The sequence below is a fragment of the Streptomyces sp. NPDC089919 genome (genome assembly GCF_040684615.1).
In the GTDB taxonomy this organism is placed as follows: Bacteria; Actinomycetota; Actinomycetes; order Streptomycetales; family Streptomycetaceae; genus Streptomyces.
In genome coordinates, this window is record NZ_JBFBGK010000071.1 from 13,700 (window position 1) to 30,902 (window position 17,203).

The following is a 17,203-nucleotide window of genomic DNA, read 5'->3' on the forward strand; positions in this document are numbered from 1 at the left end:
GCTCCCGCTCAGTCCTCGAGGCGTTTGCGCAGGCGTCCGGCCAGGTCGGCGAGGCGGTAGCCCTTGCGCGGATGCGCTTCGACATTCCCGAGGAGGGCGAATCCGCGGAGAATCACCACGGGCGCCCCGGGGTCCGGGTTCTCGTTCGTCGAGACCTCGAAGTTCCCGAGAACTCCGCCGCCGTGACCGCGCAGCGTGACGTTCTCCGGGACCTTGATTTCGACATTCCCGAGCACCGAGACCACCTGGATCTCGATGACCTGCTGTTCGAATACGGCTTCGGAAAGGTCGATCTCCACATCGCCCAGCACGCAGATCGCGCTGGTGCGCGGACGCGGCCGCCAGCGCCCGCGGCGGGTGTTGCTGCTGGCCACCGCGATCATCCGGTCCACCTCGCCGCCGAGGCCGCCGGCCGGCACGGACGGGGCGTACGGCGCGGCGGCCGGCATCGCGGGGGCCGGCCGGTGCGGGCCCGGCAGGTCGCGCACCAGGGTCTCCAGCTCGGCCACGGTCTTCAGCGCGTACAGCGCGTCCAGGCGCTCGGCGTGCTCCTCGGCGGTGAGCCGGCCCTCGGCGAGCGCATCGCCGAGGAGCTGCCCGATCCGGTCGCGGTCGGCGTCCGAGGCGCGCAGGGCGGGGGCGCCGGCCGCGGGGGCCGGCGCGACGGTGGCCGGATCCACCGGATCCACCGAGGGCGCGGCGGCCGGGGCGGCGGGCGGCACGGGCCCGCCGGCAGGGTGCTTTTCGAGGTCCACGGCCCCAGCATAGCGAGACACGATAGATCGCGATACTGCCCGCTGGAGGCCGGTCGCCACCGGACCGGAGCCAGGTGAGCCCTACCTCACAAGCATCGTCCCCGGCGGAGGTCCTACGCTTGAGGACTGCGCTGCCAATAGGTCGTCAGCGCCGTCTGCCGAGTGAGGAATGGCCGTCCATGCCAGAGTTTGCGTACTCCGATCTGCTCCCCCTGGGAGAGGACAACACGCCCTACCGACTGGTGACCTCCGAGGGTGTCTCCACCTTCGAGGCCGACGGCCGGACGTTCCTCAAGGTCGAGCCGGAGGCGCTGCGGGCGCTGGCCGCCGAGGCGATCCACGACATCCAGCACTACCTGCGCCCCGCGCACCTGGCGCAGCTGCGGCGGATCATCGACGACCCCGAGGCCTCCTCGAACGACAAGTTCGTCGCGCTGGACCTGCTGAAGAACGCCAACATCGCGGCCGCCGGCGTGCTGCCCATGTGCCAGGACACCGGCACCGCGATCGTCATGGGCAAGCGCGGCCAGAACGTCCTCACCCAGGGCGGCGACGAGGAAGCCCTCTCCCGGGGCATCTACGACGCCTACACCAAGCTGAACCTGCGCTACTCGCAGATGGCCCCGCTGACCATGTGGGAGGAGAAGAACACCGGCTCGAACCTGCCCGCGCAGATCGAGCTGTTCGCCACCGACGGCGGGGCGTACAAGTTCCTCTTCATGGCCAAGGGCGGCGGCAGCGCCAACAAGTCCTTCCTGTACCAAGAGACCAAGGCCGTCCTGAACGAATCCTCGATGATGAAGTTCCTCGAGGAGAAGATCCGCTCGCTGGGCACCGCGGCCTGCCCGCCGTACCACCTGGCGATCGTGGTCGGCGGCACCTCCGCCGAGCACGCCCTCAAGACCGCCAAGCTGGCCTCCGCGCACTACCTCGACGAGCTGCCGCGCGAGGGCTCCGTCCTGGGCCACGGCTTCCGCGACGAGGCGCTGGAGCAGCAGGTCTTCGAGCTGACCCAGAAGATCGGCATCGGCGCGCAGTTCGGCGGCAAGTACTTCTGCCACGACGTGCGCGTGGTGCGGCTGCCGCGGCACGGCGCCTCGCTGCCGGTGGCCATCGCGGTCTCCTGCTCCGCCGACCGCCAGGCGGTCGCGAAGATCACCGCCGAGGGCGTCTTCCTGGAGCAGCTGGAGAAGGACCCGGCCCGCTTCCTGCCGGAGACCACCGAGGAGCACCTGGACGCGGCCTCCGACGTGGTGACCATCGACCTCAACCAGCCGATGGACGACATCCTGGCCGAGCTGACCAAGCACCCGGTCAAGACCCGGCTCTCGCTCACCGGCCCGCTGGTCGTCGCGCGCGACATCGCGCACGCGAAGATCAAGGAGCGGCTGGACGCGGGCGAGGACATGCCGCAGTACCTCAAGGACCACCCGGTCTACTACGCCGGTCCGGCCAAGACCCCCGAGGGCTACGCCTCCGGCTCCTTCGGCCCGACCACGGCCGGCCGCATGGACTCGTACGTCGAGCAGTTCCAGGCCGCCGGCGGCTCCAAGGTCATGCTGGCCAAGGGCAACCGCTCGCAGCAGGTCACCGACGCCTGCGGCAGCCACGGCGGCTTCTACCTGGGCTCCATCGGCGGCCCGGCGGCCCGCCTCGCCCAGGACTGCATCAAGAAGGTCGAGGTCCTGGAGTACGAGGAGCTCGGCATGGAGGCGGTCTGGAAGATCGAGGTCGAGGACTTCCCGGCCTTCATCGTCGTCGACGACAAGGGCAACGACTTCTTCCAGAACCCGGCCCCCGAGCCCACCTTCACCCACATCCCGGTCCGCGGCCCGGGCCTGGGCTGACGGCTCCGCACGACGTGACCAGGGCCCCCGGCAGCCGCCGGGGGCCCTGCCCGTTCCGGGAGCGCCGGGCCTCAGCCGGTGAGGTGGAACTCCATGCGCTGGTAGTCGCCGTCGGGGGTGGCGCGGATGTAACCGCGGGCGTCCTTGAAGTCGCCGGTGCCGCCGGTGACCGCGATGTCGAAGGCGGCCTCGGGCGACTCGGAGGGGCTGCCGGCCATCATCGTCTGGCCGATCAGCTGGCCACCGGGGCCGCCGTCGAGCACGAAGGCGCCGGTGCAGAGCAGTTCGCCCGGGTCCCCGGTGCGCACGACGGTGCAGCTGACGCCGTCCCGGCCGACCACGGGGCCGCCCTTGGTGCGGGAGAGGTCGTCGGCGAAGACGAAGGTGTCCCCCAGCTTCGGCGCCCGGCCGTCGGCGCCCGGGGCGCTCTGGTCGGTGGGGACTTCCTTGGCGTAGAGGGTGAAGTCGAGTGCCGCGGCGTGGGCCGCGGTGGCCGAGGCCGGGACGCCGAGGGCGACGGCCGCACAGACCGCGGCGCCGAGCGCACCGATCCTCCTGAAGCGTCCGGACATGTCCTGCCTCCTGCGGGGTGCCGGTGTCCTGGTGCCCCGTCTCCCATTCTCCGACGGCCGCCCCGGCGGCGCCCGCCGGCCGGACCGCGGAGCGGATCAGCGGGTGCACACCACCCGGGCGGACAGAGAAGCACCCGGCCGGGGAGCCGGCCGGGTGTGGGGGGTGCGGGTGGTGGTCAGGCGAAGTGTTGTTTCGGGGAGCCGTCGCAGGGCTGGAGGCGGATCTGGTCCTTGGCGGAGGACAGGGTCAGGCAGAGCGCGGGGGCGCCGGCCGGGCGGAGGGTGCCGCCGTCGCGGGTGAACTGCTGGTTGGCGCCGCCGTGGCAGTTCCACAGGATCAGGCCGGTGCCGGCGGTGTAGTTCGCCCCGGGCACGTCCAGGCAGCGGTCGTGGGTGAGCTCGACGTGCACGGACCTGCGGGCGCCGTCGTACCACCAGCCCTGGTTGCGGCCGCCGTGGCAGTCCCAGCCGATGACCTTGGTGCCGTTGGCGCTGGCGCCGCCGTTGGCGTCCGCGCAGGTCCCGGTGGACTCGTTCTTCAGGGGGGCGAAGAGGGAGTCCCAGCCGCCGGGGACCAGGACGGGGGTGCCGGTGGAGGCCGGGTCGGCGCAGGAGGCCTCGCGCAGCCCGGAGGCGTAGAGCTGGGTCAGGCAGGCGGCGAAGGCGCCGTGGCCGCGGTAGTTGGGGTGGAAGGACTGCCGGGCGGTGTTCTCGTCCCACGGGAAGTGGTCGCCGAGGTCCAGGTAGAGGCCCCGGGCCCAGGTGTCCTCCATGCACACCTCGTGGCCGTGGAAGAGGCGGGAGTCGTCGAGGAAGACGGCGCCCGAGTTCCGGGCGGCCTCGCGCAGCCCCTTCTCGAAGGTGGGCACGGCGTAGTTGCGGCCCCAGGCGGCGTCGGAGTCGTATCCGGCGCAGCCGCCCGGGAGCTTGCCGGGGAAGTCGGGGTTGTCGTTGAAGTCGGGCCCGATGGGGCTGGGGTAGCCCATCACGACCCGCTTGTAGTCGGCGTCGGCGTAGCCGGCGTCGCGCATGACGGTGCGCAGGTCGGCGACGGTGGCCTCGACCTTCGGCTTCAGTCCGTCGACCCGGGCCTGCCAGCCAGGTCCGTACTTCGGCTCGCAGGTGCCCTGGCTGAGCACCCAGCGGGTGACGCAGTCGGTCATGACCGGGCCGAACTGGAGGTCGTCGTTGGCCCCGGCGACCAGCAGCACCATCTTGATGCGGGTGTTGCGGGCCTTGATGGCGAGGCTGTCGCTCTGCACCAGCTCGTCGGCGTACTGCTTCGAGCCGCCGATCCGGATGTTGCCGGTGTAGGCGCCGGAGCAGGCGACGTTGAAGGTGAGGTCGGCGGCGATGCCGGTGCGGTGGATCGCGCTGTCGGGCGAGCGGTGGCACTGGTTGGACGGGGTGTTGGTGGCGGGGTCGTAGTTCCCGACGCCCTCGCCGGAGATCTCGCTGTCGCCCAGGGAGATCAGGCCGGTCTTCCGGTCGGCCATCGGCCGGATCGCCGCGTCACCGTAGATCTTCACCGCCTCCGCGGCCCGGACCGCTTCGAGTTCGGGCGACAGCGGCGTGACGGCCGCCGCCGGTGCGGCGGCCTGGGCCATGGGGGTGATCGCCGAGAAGCCGCCGAGGGCGGCCGCGAACGCCGCGACGGCGGCGAAGGTAGATCTGATCCTGGGTGTGGTTCGCGCCATGAAACGCCTCCCCGATGTCAGTGTTACCCCCGGTATTTACTGGCCAGTAGGGGACATGGGAATAGCCTGAACAAGACATTTGCTCAACTTCCGCAGGAGGCAGCGCGCATGACCGAGGACCAGGGCACGGCAGGGCACCGGATCGAGCACGACTCCATGGGCGAGGTGCGGGTCCCCGTGCACGCCAAGTGGCGCGCCCAGACCCAGCGGGCGGTGGAGAACTTCCCGATCTCCGGAATGCGGCTCGAACACCGCCACATCGCCGCTCTCGCCCGGATCAAGGCCGCCGCCGCCAAGGTCAACGCCGGCCTGGGGGTACTGGATCAGGACATCGCGGACGCCATCATCAGCGCCGCCGAGGAGGTCGTGGCGGGCCGCTGGGACGACCAGTTTCCGGTCGACGTCTTCCAGACCGGCTCCGGCACCTCCTCCAACATGAACGCCAACGAGGTACTGGCCACGCTCGCGGCCGAGCGGCTGGGCCGGGACGTCCACCCCAACGACCACGTGAACGCCTCCCAGAGCTCCAACGACGTCTTCCCCTCCTCCATCCACATCGCCGCCACCGCCGCCGTGGTCAAGGACCTGGTGCCGGCCCTCAAGCACCTGGCGGCCGCCCTGGAGCGCAAGGCCGCCGAGTTCGCGCAGGTCGTGAAGTCCGGCCGGACCCACCTGATGGACGCCACCCCGGTCACCCTGGGCCAGGAGTTCGCCGGGTACGCCGCCCAGGTCCGGTACGGCGTCGAGCGCCTGGAGTCCGCGCTGCCCCGGCTCGCCGAACTCCCGCTGGGCGGCACCGCGGTCGGCACCGGCATCAACACCCCGCCCGGCTTCTCCAAGGCCGTGATCGCCGAGGTCGCCGCCGCCACCGGCCTCCCGTTGACCGAGGCCCGGGACCACTTCGAGGCCCAGGGCGCCCGGGACGCGCTCGTGGAGACCTCGGGACAGCTGCGCACCCTCGCCGTCTCGCTCACCAAGATCGCGAACGATCTGCGCTGGATGGCCTCCGGACCGCGCACCGGATTGGCCGAAATCAACCTTCCCGACCTCCAGCCGGGCTCCTCGATCATGCCGGGCAAGGTGAACCCGGTCATCCCCGAGGCCGTCCTGATGGTCGCCGCGCAGGTGACCGGCAACGACACCACCGTCGCGGTCTCCGGCGCGGCCGGGAACTTCGAGCTCAACGTGATGCTCCCGGTCATGGGCAAGAACCTGCTGGAGTCCATGCGGCTGCTGACCTCCGCGGCCCGGCTGCTCGCCGACCGGACCGTGGACGGGATCACCGCCAACGCCGACCGCGCCCGCGAGTACGCCGAGTCCTCCCCCTCCGTCGTCACCCCGCTGAACAGGTACATCGGGTACGAGGAGGCCGCCAAGGTCGCCAAGCGCTCGCTCGCGGAACGCCGGACGATCCGCGAGGTGGTGCTGGACGGCGGGTACGTCGAGCGCGGCGACCTCACCCTGGACCAGCTGGACGAGGCCCTGGACGTCCTGCGGATGACCCGCCCGTAACGGCCCGCCGACCGCGGGTGACGCCCCGTCGGCCGCCCCCGCCGGGGGCGGTCGGCAGGAGGGCGAAATTCGGCCGAAATACGTCCGTGACCTGCACCGCAGCGTGTTTCCGGGCCCCGCCCCTAAGATCTGCGCATGACAGGTACGGCAAGGACTCGGGCGAGCGCGGCGCAGGGCGCGGCGCACGGCGCGCCGCGGGACGCGCACTGGGCGCCGGGGGACCAGATCCTCTGGCGCTACCGTGACAGCGCCCCGGGGCTGGCCGGCCCGGTCCACATCTGCCGTCCGGTGACCGTCGTGCAGGACACCGACGAGCTGCTGGCCGTCTGGATGGCGCCGGGCACCGAGTGCGTCAAGCCGGTGCTCGCCGACGGGACCCGCGTCCAGGACGAGCCGCTGGCCACCCGCTACACCGCACCGCGCACCACCGTCACCGCGCGGTGGTGGGGCACCGGGGTCCTCAAGCTGGCCCGGCCCGGGGACCCCTGGTCGGTGTGGCTGTTCTGGGAGCGGGGCTGGCAGTTCCGGAGCTGGTACGTCAACCTCGAGGAGCCGCGGGCCCGCTGGAGCGGCGGGGTCGACTCCGAGGACCACTTCCTCGACATCTCGGTCCGCCCCGACCGCAGCTGGGAGTGGCTGGACGAGGACGAGTTCGCCCAGGCCCAGCGGGTGGGCCTGCTGGACGCGGCACGGGCCGAACGGGTCCGGGCGGCGGGCCGGGACGCGGTGGACCTGATCAGGGCCTGGGGCGCGCCCTTCTCGGACGGCTGGCAGGACTGGCGACCCGATCCGAGCTGGGAGATTCCGGTTCTGCCCGGGGACTGGGACCGCACCCCGGCGTATATGACCTCATGAGACCCTTGATGCGCCCCCGGGGTTCAAACGTAGGATCGTCCTCCGCAAGGCTGCACTTCCGTAATTCTCATGCTGTGCGCAGGACTTGACCGGGCATCACCCGACGAGCGAGAGGTAACGAGCGGGGAGCGGAGTTGACGGGCGACGGTGCCCGTGCCGCTGAGCGGGTATACCGCGACTGACCGAGTTGTGTGCAGCGCACATCGAGCGCAAACGGACGGAATTCCACGCGTGACGGAGTACCCCACCTCTCACGAGGGCCCGCAGCCGGGTGCCGGGGCAGCGGCGAGCGCGGCGGCGAACCACGCCCCGGGCGGATTCGGCCTGCCCGCGCAGCCGGGCCGCCCTGCCGGTGTGCCCGCGGCCGGCCCGTCCGGCCACGGGACGAGCGCGGGCGCCGGCCTCGGCCAGCGCCCCTCCGCCACCGCCGCCACCGACTCCGAGGGCCACGACAAGGCGCCCGCCCCCTCCCGCCAGGCCACCCGCGGCGGCGACGGCTCGATCCCGGGCGCCCGCCGCGCCCCGGCCGGCGCCGGTGCCGCGTCCCCCGCGGGCCCGGTCCCGGCGCCCGCCCCGACCCCGGGTACCGCCGCCGGCACCGTGTCCGGCGCGGCCGCCCCCTCCGGCGCCGCGCCCGGTGCCACGGACGCCGGTTCCGGCGAGGGCTCCGGCATACCGGGCGCCGGGGACGCCTCCTCGGCCGCCCGCCGCGAGGGCGACCGGCTGCGCTTCGTCGGTGCGGCCACCCGCCGGATCGCCCGCGGCATCGACCTGGACGAGATCGTGCTCGGCCTGTGCCGGGCCACCGTCCCGACCTTCTCCGACGCGATCCTGGTGTACCTGCGCGACCCGCTCCCGGTGGGCGACGAACGCCCGGTGGGGCCCGTCGTCTTAAGGCTGCGCCGCACCGACCGGCTCCGGCCCATCGAGGACCTGACCGAGGCCGCCGCGGCCGGTGCCGAGATCGACTTCAGCCAGCTGCCGCTGCTGGGCCCCCAGGGCGACCTGCCGGCCGCGGAGCTCTGCGAGATCCGGGCCGGCGGTGCGCTGGCCGAGGTGCTGCGCGGGGTGCGCCCGGTCTTCGGGTCCGCGCCCACCGCGCGGGCCGCCCTGCCGGAGCTGCTGGGTTCCGAGGTGACGGTGCCGCGCGGCCAGCGGGCCGTGCTGGCGCCGCTGCGCGGCCGCCGCCGGGTGATCGGCGCGGCCGTCTTCCTGCGCCGTCCCGACCGGCCCGCCTTCGAGCAGAACGACCTGCTGGTGGCGGCGCAACTGGCCACGCACACCGCCCTGGGCATCGACAAGGCCGTGCTCTACGGCCGCGAGGCGTACATCGCGGACGAGCTGCAGCGCACGATGCTGCCGCACAGCCTGCCCCAGCCCACCGGGGTGCGGCTGGCCTCGCGCTACCTGCCCGCGGCCGAGACGGCCCGGGTCGGCGGCGACTGGTACGACGCCATACCGCTGCCGGGCAGCCGGGTGGCGCTGGTGGTCGGCGACGTCATGGGCCACTCCATGACCTCCGCCGCGATCATGGGCCAGCTGCGCACCACCGCGCAGACCCTGGCCCAGCTCGACCTGCCCCCGGCCGAGGTCCTGCACCACCTCGACGAACAGGCCCAGCGGCTCGGCTCGGACCGGATGGCCACCTGCCTGTACGCCGTCTACGACCCGGTCTCGCACCGCATCACCATCGCCAACGCCGGTCACCCGCCGCCCGTCCTGCTGCACCTGGGCGGGCGTGCCGAAGTGCTGCGGGTACCGCCGGGCGCGCCGATCGGCGTGGGCGGGGTGGACTTCGAGGCGGTCGAGCTGGACGCGCCCGCCGGGGCCACCCTCCTGCTGTACACCGACGGCCTGGTGGAGTCCCGGCTGCGGGACGTGTGGACCGGCATCGAGCAGTTGCGGGAGCGGCTGGCCACCACCGCCCAGCTGACCGGGCTGGACCACCCGCCGCCGCTGGAGGCCCTCTGCGACGACGTGCTGGACATGCTCGGCCCGGGCGACCGGGACGACGACATCGCGCTGCTGGCCGCCCGCTTCGACGGGATCGCGCCCAGCGACGTCGCGTACTGGTTCCTGGAGCCGGAGGAGACCGCCCCGGGGCGGGCCCGCCGGCTGGCCCGCCGGGCGCTGGCCCGCTGGGGCCTGGAGGAGCTGAGCGATTCGCTGGAGCTGCTGGTCAGCGAGGTGGTCACCAATGCCGTCCGGTACGCCGAGCGACCGGTGACGCTGCGGCTGCTGCGCACGGACGTGCTGCGCTGCGAGGTGGGCGACGACTCGCCGCAGCTGCCGCGGCAGCGCCGGGCGCGGGACACCGACGAGGGCGGCCGGGGCCTGTTCCTGGTCAACCGGATGGCCCGGCGCTGGGGTGCCACCCGGCTGAGCAGCGGCAAGGTCGTCTGGTTCGAGCTGCCGCTGCCGACCGGACGCGCCGACGGCTGACCGGCCGGAGCGCACACGGAGGAAGGGCCGGACCCCGCGGGGTCCGGCCCTTCCTCCGTGGCTGGTGGCTACTCCTCCACGGGCCCGTCGTCCTCCGGCTTGTCGCCGCCGCCGTCCGTCTTGGTCGGCTTCGGTGTGGGCGTGGGCTTGGGCGGCTTGTGGGAGCGGCTGGGCGAGGGGTCCGGGTCCGGCTCGCGGGAGCGGCTGGGCGTCGGGTCCGGGTCCTCGGTCCGGCGGGAGCGCGAGGGCGTCGGGCTCGGGTCCTCGTCCTTCTTGGAGCGGGAGGCGCTGGGCGTCGGGTCCGGCTCCTCCTGCTTGCCCATCAGGGCGTCGGAGAGGTCGAACCGCGAGGTCTCGGTGCCCTCCAGGACCGCCAGCGTGTACGACCGCCAGATCTGGGCCGGGAAGCTGGAGCCGCCGGCCCGGCCGCCGCCGGCGGTGCCGGTCAGGGTGACCTGGGTGCCCGTGCCGGGCTCCTCACCGAACATCGCGACCACGGTGACCAGCTCGGGCGTGTACGCGGTGAACCAGGCGGCCTTGTTGGACTCGGTGGTGCCGGTCTTGCCGGCCGCCTCGTAGGCGCTGGAGTCCACCGCCCGGCCGGAGCCGTTGTCGACCACGCCCTTGAGGACCTTGGTGACGGTGTCGGCGGTCTCCCGGCTGATGGCCTGGTCGCCGACGCCCTGCACCTTGTGGAAGCTGCGGACCTCGTGCTTGGCGGAGGCGACGATCGTGGGCGTGACCTTCTTGCCGTGGTGGTCGAAGGTCGCGTACACGCCCGCCATGTCGACGGTGGTGGACTGCATGGAGCCCAGGGCCATCGCGGGCTTCTCGTCGAAGGCGCCGCGGTCCTTCATGCCGAGGGCGAGCGCGGTCTTCTTGACGGTGGCCGGGCCGACGTCCACCAGCATCTGCGCGTACACCGAGTTGACCGAGGAGTTCGTGGCCTTCTGGACGGTGATCCTCTTGCCGTAGTCCTGGTCGTCCTGGTTCTGCGGGGCGAAGGGGGTGTCGCTGCCGACCACCGGGCGGCGGCTGGTGCCGTCGTACGTGGTGTTCGGGGTGATCGGGCGGCCGTCCTGGGTGGTGGCGCCGTTCTGGATGGCGGAGGCCAGCACGATCGGCTTGAAGGTCGAGCCGGGCTGGAAGTCCGCGCGGGTGGCGTTGTTGATCCAGTGCTCCTTGAGCCCCTGGCCGCCGTACATCGCGAGGATCTTCCCGGTCTCCGGGTCGACGGAGGTGGCGCCGGCCTGGACGGCCGCGTCGACCTTGCGGCCCTTGCGGTCCAGCTTGGACTCCAGCTCGTCGTCGACGGCCTTCTCCAGCGCGGCCTGGTGCTTCTTGTCGATGTTGAGCGTGATGTCCCAGCCGCCGGCCTTGATCTGGTCGTCGGTGATGCCCTGCCGGTTCAGCTCGGCGTCCGCGGCCTGGACCAGGTAGCCCTTCTGGCCTTCGAGGCCGGGGGCCGGCTTGGGCTTGATCGGGACCGGGAACTGCATCGCGGCGCGCTTGGCCGGGTCCAGCTCGCCCATCTTGACCATGTTGTTGAGGACGTAGTTCCAGCGTTCCTTGGCGTAGGCCTTGCCGCGGTCGGTGGCGATGGCCCAGTCGTAGCCGTTGGGCGACTGGAGGAGGGCCGCGAGGTAGGCGCCCTGCTCGACGGTGAGCTTGCCGGTGTCCACGCCGTAGTACGCCTGCGCGGCGGCCTGGATGCCGTAGGCGCCGCGGCCGTAGTAGCTGGTGTTCATGTAGCCGGCCAGGATCTGCGGCTTCTTCATCCGCTGGTCGACCTTGAGCGAGATCACCAGTTCCTTGAGCTTCCGGGTGACCGTCTGCTCCTGGTTCAGGTAGTAGTTCTTGACGTACTGCTGGGTGATCGTCGAGCCGCCCTGCTTGCCCTTGCCGGTGACGGTGTTCAGGACTCCGCGGGCCAGGCCCTTGACGTCGACGCCCTGGTCCTTCTCGAAGGACATGTTCTCGGCGGCGATGAACTCGTTCTGGATCTGCCGGGGGATCGCCTCGATCGGCAGGATCACGCGGTTCACGTCGCCGGTGCGGGCCATCACCGAGCCGTCGGACCAGCGGTAGATGTTGCTCTGGAGGGTCGCCTGCTCGTTGGCCTGGGGCACCGGCAGGTAGAAGTAGAAGCCGACCGCGGCCGCCATGCCGAGGAGGACGAGGCCGAAGAAGGTGCCGAGCACCTTCTTCCACGTGAAGAACCGGCGTATGCCGGTCTTTTTGTCCCGCTGCCGGGCACGTGGTGCCCGCCGCGCCCCGCGCTGCTTCTGCGCGCGTCGCGCTTCTGCTCGGCCCATCGCTCCTGCTCCGCTCGGTAACCCCCCGACGTCAGCTCACGAAGCTAACACCGCGGGAATGGACAAAGGTCCGCCAATCCCTGCTTTTCAGGACGTGAGAATGAGCACCCACCCCACCTGGAACCGACGCCAGGAGTGTGCCCGGGGTTGCTGTGAGCCGAAAAAGTGATATCACTTTGCTAGGCAGTCGCACTGCCGGACCACTGACCGGAACGGGGCACATCATGACGAACGACAACGAACGCATCCGGGAGTACCCGGCGAAGAGCGTCGGCGGCGGACTGGCGCTGACCTGCGGGCTGCTGGGCCTGCTGGCCGGCACCGGCCTGGTGGTGGGCGGGGCGCTCAGCGGCGAGGACGCAGTGAAGGTGACGCTGATCATCCTCGGCATCGTGATCGGCGTCACCGCGTTCGTGATGATGGGCGGCCTCAACTCGGTGGCCCCGGGCGAGGCCCGGGTGGTCCAGCTCTTCGGCCGCTACCGGGGCACCATCCGCACCGACGGCCTGCGCTGGGTGAACCCCTTCACCTCCCGGGAGAAGATCTCCACCCGGGTGCGCAACCACGAGACGGCCGTCCTGAAGGTCAACGACGCCTACGGCAACCCGATCGAGCTGGCGGCGGTCGTGGTGTGGCGGGTCGAGGACACCGCCCAGGCGGTCTTCGAGGTGGACGACTTCGAGGAGTTCGTCTCGGTGCAGACCGAGGCGGCCGTCCGGCACATCGCCATCGAGTACCCCTACGACGCCCACGAGGACGACGCGCTCTCGCTGCGGGGGAACGCCGAGGAGATCACCGAGAAGCTGGCCCTCGAACTGCACGCGCGGGTCGAGGCGGCGGGCGTGCGGATCGTCGAGTCCCGCTTCACCCACCTCGCGTACGCTCCCGAGATCGCCTCGGCCATGCTCCAGCGGCAGCAGGCCGGCGCGGTGGTCGCGGCGCGCCGCCAGATCGTCGACGGCGCGGTGGGCATGGTGGAACTGGCGCTGACCCGGCTGGCCGAGGAGGACATCGTGGAACTGGACCCGGAGCGCAAGGCGGCGATGGTGTCGAACCTGATGGTGGTGCTGTGCGGGGACCGCGCGGCCCAGCCGGTCGTCAACACGGGCACGCTCTACCAGTGACCGGCGCGCGGGAGGTGCCCCCCGAGCCGGACCCGGCGCCCGGACCGGGTGACGGGTCCGGCGCCGGGCGGGCGGCGAAGCCGCGGCGGGCCGAGCGCAAGCAGGTGCTGCTGCGGCTGGACCCGCAGGTGTACGACGCGCTGGCGCGGTGGGCGGGGGACGAGCTGCGGTCGGCCAACGCGCAGATCGAGTTCCTGCTGCGGAAGGCCCTCGCGGAGTCGGGGCGACTCCCGCTGGACGCGCGTCCCATCGCGCCCCGCGGCCGCCCCCGCAAGGCCCCCGACGCCTGATCCCGGGCGCGGCCCCGTACCGTTCCGAGCCCTCGAAGACCCCCGCTCCCCGCGGGGGTCTTCGCCGCTCCCCGGGGCCGTTCGGGATTGTGACAAACCGCTCTGACCTGCGAAGACGAGCCCCATCAGCGGCAGTATGCACCCGGTGTATACAGCGTGGGTATACACCGCATGTACAGTCGTCGGCATGAGCATCGGCCATACCCTCCTCGGCCTCCTCGAGGCCGGCCCGCGCCACGGCTACGACCTCAAGCGCGCCTTCGACGAGAAGTTCGGGCACGACCGCCCGCTGCACTACGGCCAGGTCTACTCGACCATGTCCCGCCTGCTGAAGAACGGCCTGGTCGAGGTCGACGGCATAGAGAGCGGCGGCGGCCCGGACCGCAAGCGGTACGCGATCACCGACGCCGGCATCACCGACGTCGAGGCCTGGCTGGCCCAGCCGGAGAAGCCCGAGCCCTACCTCCAGTCCACCCTGTACACCAAGGTCGTGCTCGCGCTGCTCACCGGCCGCAGCGCCGCCGACCTGCTGGACACCCAGCGCGCCGAGCACCTGCGCCTGATGCGCATCCTCACCACCCGCAAGCGCAAGGGCGACCTCGCCGACCAGCTGGTGTGCGACCACGCCCTGTTCCACCTCGAAGCCGATCTGCGCTGGCTGGAGCTCACCACCGCCCGCCTCGACCAGCTCGCCCAGGAAGTACGCCGATGAGCCTCCCCCAGACCCACCCGGCCGGCTCACTGCTGGCCGCCACCGCCCTGCGCAAGGCGTACGGCCCAACCGCCGCCCTCGACGGCGCGGAGTTCTCCATCCACCCGGGCGAGGTCGTCGCCATCATGGGGCCCTCGGGCTCCGGCAAGTCGACCCTGCTGCACTGCCTGGCCGGGATCGTGACCCCCGACTCGGGCTCCATCACCTACCAGGGCCGGGAGCTGACCGGCATGAGCGACGCCGAGCGCAGCGCCCTGCGCCGCTCCGAGTTCGGCTTCGTCTTCCAGTTCGGCCAGCTCGTGCCCGAGCTGACCTGCGTGGAGAACGTCGCCCTGCCGCTCCGCCTCAACGGCGCCAAGCGCAAGCCGGCCGAGGCCGCCGCACTGGAGTGGATGGCCAAGCTCGAGGTCCAGGACCTGGCCGGCAAGCGGCCCGGCGAGGTCTCCGGCGGTCAGGGCCAGCGCGTGGCCGTGGCCCGCTCGCTGGTCACCTCCCCCCGCGTGCTCTTCGCCGACGAGCCCACCGGCGCCCTGGACTCCCTCAACGGCGAGCGCGTGATGCAGCTGCTCACCGAGGCCGCCCGGGCCACCAACGCCGCGGTCGTGCTGGTCACCCACGAGACCCGGGTCGCGGCCTACTCCGACCGCGAGATCGTGGTCCGCGACGGCAAGTCCCGTGACATGGAGCGGGCCATATGAGTTCCGCACGCCCCCGCGCCTCCGTGGGGACCTGGCTCCAGGACCTCCGCATGGGCGCCAAGTTCGCCCTCGGCGGCGGCCGGGAGGGCTGGACCCGCACCCTGCTCACGGGGGTCGGGGTGGGCCTCGGCGTGGCCCTGCTGCTGCTCACCACCGCGCTGCCCGGGGCGCTGGCCGCCCGCGACCAGCGCTCGGACGCCCGCAGCACCTGGACCGCACCCACCGCGGAGAAGGCCGGCCCCGGCACCCTGCTCTTCGCCGAGGTGCAGACCTCCTTCCACGGCGAGGACCTGTACGGCGGCCAGCTGCGGCCCGAGGGCCCGGACGCCCCGCTGCCGCCCGGCCTGAAGAAGTTCCCGGGCCCCGGCGAACTGGCCGTCTCCCCCGCCCTGAAGGACCTGCTCGGCTCGCCCGAGGGCAAGCTGCTGCGCGAGCGGCTGGACGGCCCGGTCACCCAGACCATCGGCGACGAGGGGCTGATCGGCCCCGGCGAACTCGCCTTCTACATGGGCTCCGACACCCTGCGCGACGACAGCTCCGTCAAGCGCATCACCGGCTTCGCCAACGACGTCAGGCCCGAACGGCTCGACCCGGTCCTGATGCTGCTGCTGGTCATGGTCTTCGTGGCCCTGCTGATGCCGGTGGCCGTCTTCGTCGCCGCCGCCGTCCGCTTCGGCGGCGAGCGCCGCGACCGGCGGCTGGCCGCCCTGCGCCTGGTCGGCGCCGACGCCCGGATGACCCGGCGGATCGCGGCCGGCGAGGCGCTGGCCGGGGCCGTGGCCGGCCTCGCGCTGGGCGCCGGACTCTTCTACGCGGTACGGCAGTTCGCCGGCCACTTCACCGTCATGGACCGCAGCGTCTTCCCGGCCGACCTCACGCCGACGCCCTGGCTGGCGGCCCTGGTGGTGCTCGCGGTGCCCGCGGCGGCCGTCGCGGTCACCCTGCTCACCCTGCGGGGCGTGGTGATCGAACCGCTCGGCGTGGTGCGCACCGCGAAGCCCGCCCGCCGCCGCATCTGGTGGCGGCTGGTGCTCCCGGTGGCCGGACTCGGGCTGCTGGCCCCGCTGATGGGCCGCGGCCGCGAGAGCGGCGACTTCAACCAGTGGCAGGTCATCGGCGGGGTGGTGCTGCTGCTGGTGGGCGTCACCGCGATCCTCCCCTGGCTCGTGGAGGCGGTCGTCGCCCGGCTCTCCGGCGGCGGGGTCTCCTGGCAGCTGGCGGTCCGCCGGCTCCAGCTCAGCAGCGGCACCGCCGCCCGGCTGGTCAACGGCATCGCCGTCGCGGTGGCCGGGGCCATCGCCCTCCAGATGCTCTTCGCGGGCGTCGAGGGCGACTACACCAGGCGCACCGGCCAGGACCCGGCCCGCGCCGCCCTGTCGGTGTGGATCCGGGGCGGCCAGTCCGACACCGGCATCCTCCAGCAGGCCGACACCGTCTCGGAGAAGCTGCGGACGACCCCGGGCGTCTCCCGGGTCACCCCGCTGACCACCACCACCGCGGCCGCCCGGAAGGACCCGGACAAGACGACCGAACTGACCGTCGCCGGCTGCGCGTCCCTGCGCGAGATCGCCGATCTGCCCTCCTGCAAGGACGGCGACACCTTCCTCCTGCAGGGCGGGTACGACGACCCGAACGCCCGCGCCCTGTCCAAGCCGGGCACCCAGCTGCTGGTGGGCGGCAACGACACCGCCGGGCCGGTGGCCTGGACCGTGCCGAAGGGGCTGCGCACCGCGACCAGCCGGCCCGACCCGGGCGGCACCAAGCGCGGCGGCATCCTGGCCACCCCGGCCGCGGCGCCCAAGGGCTCGGCGGTCTCCGGGTACACCTCCGTGTACCTCCAGCTCGACCCGGCCGCGCCGGACGCGGTGGAGCGGGCCCGCACCTCGGCCTTCAAGGCCGACCCGCTGGCCACCGTCATGACCCTGAAGAGCACCGAGCAGAGCAACCGCTTCGCGAGCATCCGGACCGGTCTCTACATCGGCGCGGTGCTGGTCCTGCTGCTGATCGGCGCGAGCATGCTGGTCTCCCAGCTGGAGCAGTTGCGCGAGCGCAAGAAGCTGCTGTCGGCCCTGGTCGCCTTCGGCACCCGGCGCGGCACCCTGACGCTGTCGGTGTTCTGGCAGACGGCGCTGCCGATCGGCCTGGGCCTGGCCCTCGCCACCGCCACCGGCCTGGCCCTGGGCGCCGTCCTGATGCGGATGACCGCCGTCCCGGTCTCGGTGGACTGGACGTCGGTGGCCGGCATGGCCGGGATCGGCGCGGGCGTGGTGCTGCTGGTGACCGCGCTCAGCCTGCCGCCGCTGCTGCGGCTGATGCGCCCGGACGGCCTGCGCACCGAGTAGCCGCCCGGTACGCCGGTCCCGTACGGCCCGTGGAGCCCACCG

General features: G+C 72.5%; 13 protein-coding genes. 9 read left to right on the plus strand and 4 right to left on the minus strand.

Annotation, left to right across the window (positions count from 1 at the left end; translation table 11 throughout):
- Positions 1 to 8 precede the first annotated feature (8 nt).
- Positions 9 to 755: a DUF1707 domain-containing protein gene (locus AB0O40_RS25300; RefSeq protein ID WP_365045977.1), complete on the minus strand. Its 747-nt coding sequence runs from the start codon at positions 753 to 755 to the stop codon at positions 9 to 11.
- Between the two features lie 179 nt (positions 756 to 934).
- On the opposite strand from AB0O40_RS25300, the gene AB0O40_RS25305 reads away from it, so the two are divergent.
- Entirely contained in the window at positions 935 to 2,602 is a 1,668-nt protein-coding gene (locus AB0O40_RS25305; protein ID WP_365045980.1) for a fumarate hydratase, read from the plus strand.
- Positions 2,603 to 2,673: 71 nt separating this feature from the next.
- Here the strand turns inward: AB0O40_RS25305 and AB0O40_RS25310 are convergent, their stop codons facing one another.
- Entirely contained in the window at positions 2,674 to 3,174 is a 501-nt protein-coding gene (locus tag AB0O40_RS25310; RefSeq protein WP_365045983.1) for a dirigent protein, read from the minus strand.
- Positions 3,175 to 3,350: 176 nt separating this feature from the next.
- Positions 3,351 to 4,871, minus strand: a complete 1,521-nt coding sequence (locus AB0O40_RS25315; RefSeq protein ID WP_365045986.1) for a ricin-type beta-trefoil lectin domain protein — start codon at positions 4,869 to 4,871, stop codon at positions 3,351 to 3,353.
- A 108-nt stretch (positions 4,872 to 4,979) separates the two neighbouring features.
- Between AB0O40_RS25315 and AB0O40_RS25320 the strand changes: the two genes are divergently transcribed.
- The 3 genes from AB0O40_RS25320 to AB0O40_RS25330 all read left to right on the plus strand — a co-directional run bounded on the left by AB0O40_RS25320 (position 4,980) and on the right by AB0O40_RS25330 (position 9,680).
- Positions 4,980 to 6,383 carry a class II fumarate hydratase gene (locus tag AB0O40_RS25320; RefSeq protein WP_365045989.1) on the plus strand — a complete coding sequence of 468 codons (1,404 nt, stop codon included), beginning with the start codon at positions 4,980 to 4,982 and terminating at the stop codon, positions 6,381 to 6,383.
- A gap of 135 nt (positions 6,384 to 6,518) precedes the next feature.
- Entirely contained in the window at positions 6,519 to 7,238 is a 720-nt protein-coding gene (locus AB0O40_RS25325) for a DUF402 domain-containing protein (protein WP_365045992.1), read from the plus strand.
- A gap of 231 nt (positions 7,239 to 7,469) precedes the next feature.
- Positions 7,470 to 9,680 carry an ATP-binding SpoIIE family protein phosphatase gene (locus AB0O40_RS25330; RefSeq protein WP_365045995.1) on the plus strand — a complete coding sequence of 737 codons (2,211 nt, stop codon included), beginning with the start codon at positions 7,470 to 7,472 and terminating at the stop codon, positions 9,678 to 9,680.
- A 68-nt stretch (positions 9,681 to 9,748) separates the two neighbouring features.
- Here the strand turns inward: AB0O40_RS25330 and AB0O40_RS25335 are convergent, their stop codons facing one another.
- Positions 9,749 to 11,995, minus strand: a complete 2,247-nt coding sequence (locus AB0O40_RS25335) for a transglycosylase domain-containing protein (protein WP_365045998.1) — start codon at positions 11,993 to 11,995, stop codon at positions 9,749 to 9,751.
- A 224-nt stretch (positions 11,996 to 12,219) separates the two neighbouring features.
- Between AB0O40_RS25335 and AB0O40_RS25340 the strand changes: the two genes are divergently transcribed.
- The 5 genes from AB0O40_RS25340 to AB0O40_RS25360 all read left to right on the plus strand — a co-directional run bounded on the left by AB0O40_RS25340 (position 12,220) and on the right by AB0O40_RS25360 (position 17,161).
- Positions 12,220 to 13,119, plus strand: coding sequence for an SPFH domain-containing protein (locus tag AB0O40_RS25340; RefSeq protein WP_365046001.1), 900 nt, complete (start codon positions 12,220 to 12,222; stop codon positions 13,117 to 13,119).
- A complete protein-coding gene (locus AB0O40_RS25345; RefSeq protein WP_365046004.1) occupies positions 13,116 to 13,409 on the plus strand; it encodes a hypothetical protein in 294 nt (97 codons plus the stop codon). Before AB0O40_RS25340 ends, AB0O40_RS25345 begins: the two co-directional genes overlap by 4 nt.
- 187 nt (positions 13,410 to 13,596) lie before the next feature.
- Entirely contained in the window at positions 13,597 to 14,121 is a 525-nt protein-coding gene (locus AB0O40_RS25350; RefSeq protein WP_365046006.1) for a PadR family transcriptional regulator, read from the plus strand.
- Complete coding sequence (locus AB0O40_RS25355) at positions 14,118 to 14,819, plus strand: ABC transporter ATP-binding protein (RefSeq protein WP_365046009.1); 702 nt, start codon at positions 14,118 to 14,120, stop codon at positions 14,817 to 14,819. Before AB0O40_RS25350 ends, AB0O40_RS25355 begins: the two co-directional genes overlap by 4 nt.
- Positions 14,816 to 17,161, plus strand: coding sequence for an FtsX-like permease family protein (locus AB0O40_RS25360; protein WP_365046012.1), 2,346 nt, complete (start codon positions 14,816 to 14,818; stop codon positions 17,159 to 17,161). The genes AB0O40_RS25355 and AB0O40_RS25360 overlap by 4 nt, the downstream gene beginning before the upstream one ends.
- Positions 17,162 to 17,203: the final 42 nt, after the last annotated feature.

Excerpts from the sequence above, each read along its gene's own strand:
- AB0O40_RS25305 (WP_365045980.1), top strand. The coding sequence starts at position 935 with ATGCCAGAGTTTGCGTACTCCGATCTGCTCCCCCTGGGAGAGGACAAC.
- AB0O40_RS25310 (WP_365045983.1), bottom strand. The coding sequence starts at position 3,174 with ATGTCCGGACGCTTCAGGAGGATCGGTGCGCTCGGCGCCGCGGTCTGT.
- AB0O40_RS25315 (WP_365045986.1), bottom strand. The coding sequence starts at position 4,871 with ATGGCGCGAACCACACCCAGGATCAGATCTACCTTCGCCGCCGTCGCG.
- AB0O40_RS25320 (WP_365045989.1), top strand. The coding sequence starts at position 4,980 with ATGACCGAGGACCAGGGCACGGCAGGGCACCGGATCGAGCACGACTCC.
- AB0O40_RS25325 (WP_365045992.1), top strand. The coding sequence starts at position 6,519 with ATGACAGGTACGGCAAGGACTCGGGCGAGCGCGGCGCAGGGCGCGGCG.
- AB0O40_RS25335 (WP_365045998.1), bottom strand. The coding sequence starts at position 11,995 with ATGGGCCGAGCAGAAGCGCGACGCGCGCAGAAGCAGCGCGGGGCGCGG.
- AB0O40_RS25340 (WP_365046001.1), top strand. The coding sequence starts at position 12,220 with ATGACGAACGACAACGAACGCATCCGGGAGTACCCGGCGAAGAGCGTC.
- AB0O40_RS25350 (WP_365046006.1), top strand. The coding sequence starts at position 13,597 with ATGAGCATCGGCCATACCCTCCTCGGCCTCCTCGAGGCCGGCCCGCGC.
- AB0O40_RS25355 (WP_365046009.1), top strand. The coding sequence starts at position 14,118 with ATGAGCCTCCCCCAGACCCACCCGGCCGGCTCACTGCTGGCCGCCACC.
- AB0O40_RS25360 (WP_365046012.1), top strand. The coding sequence starts at position 14,816 with ATGAGTTCCGCACGCCCCCGCGCCTCCGTGGGGACCTGGCTCCAGGAC.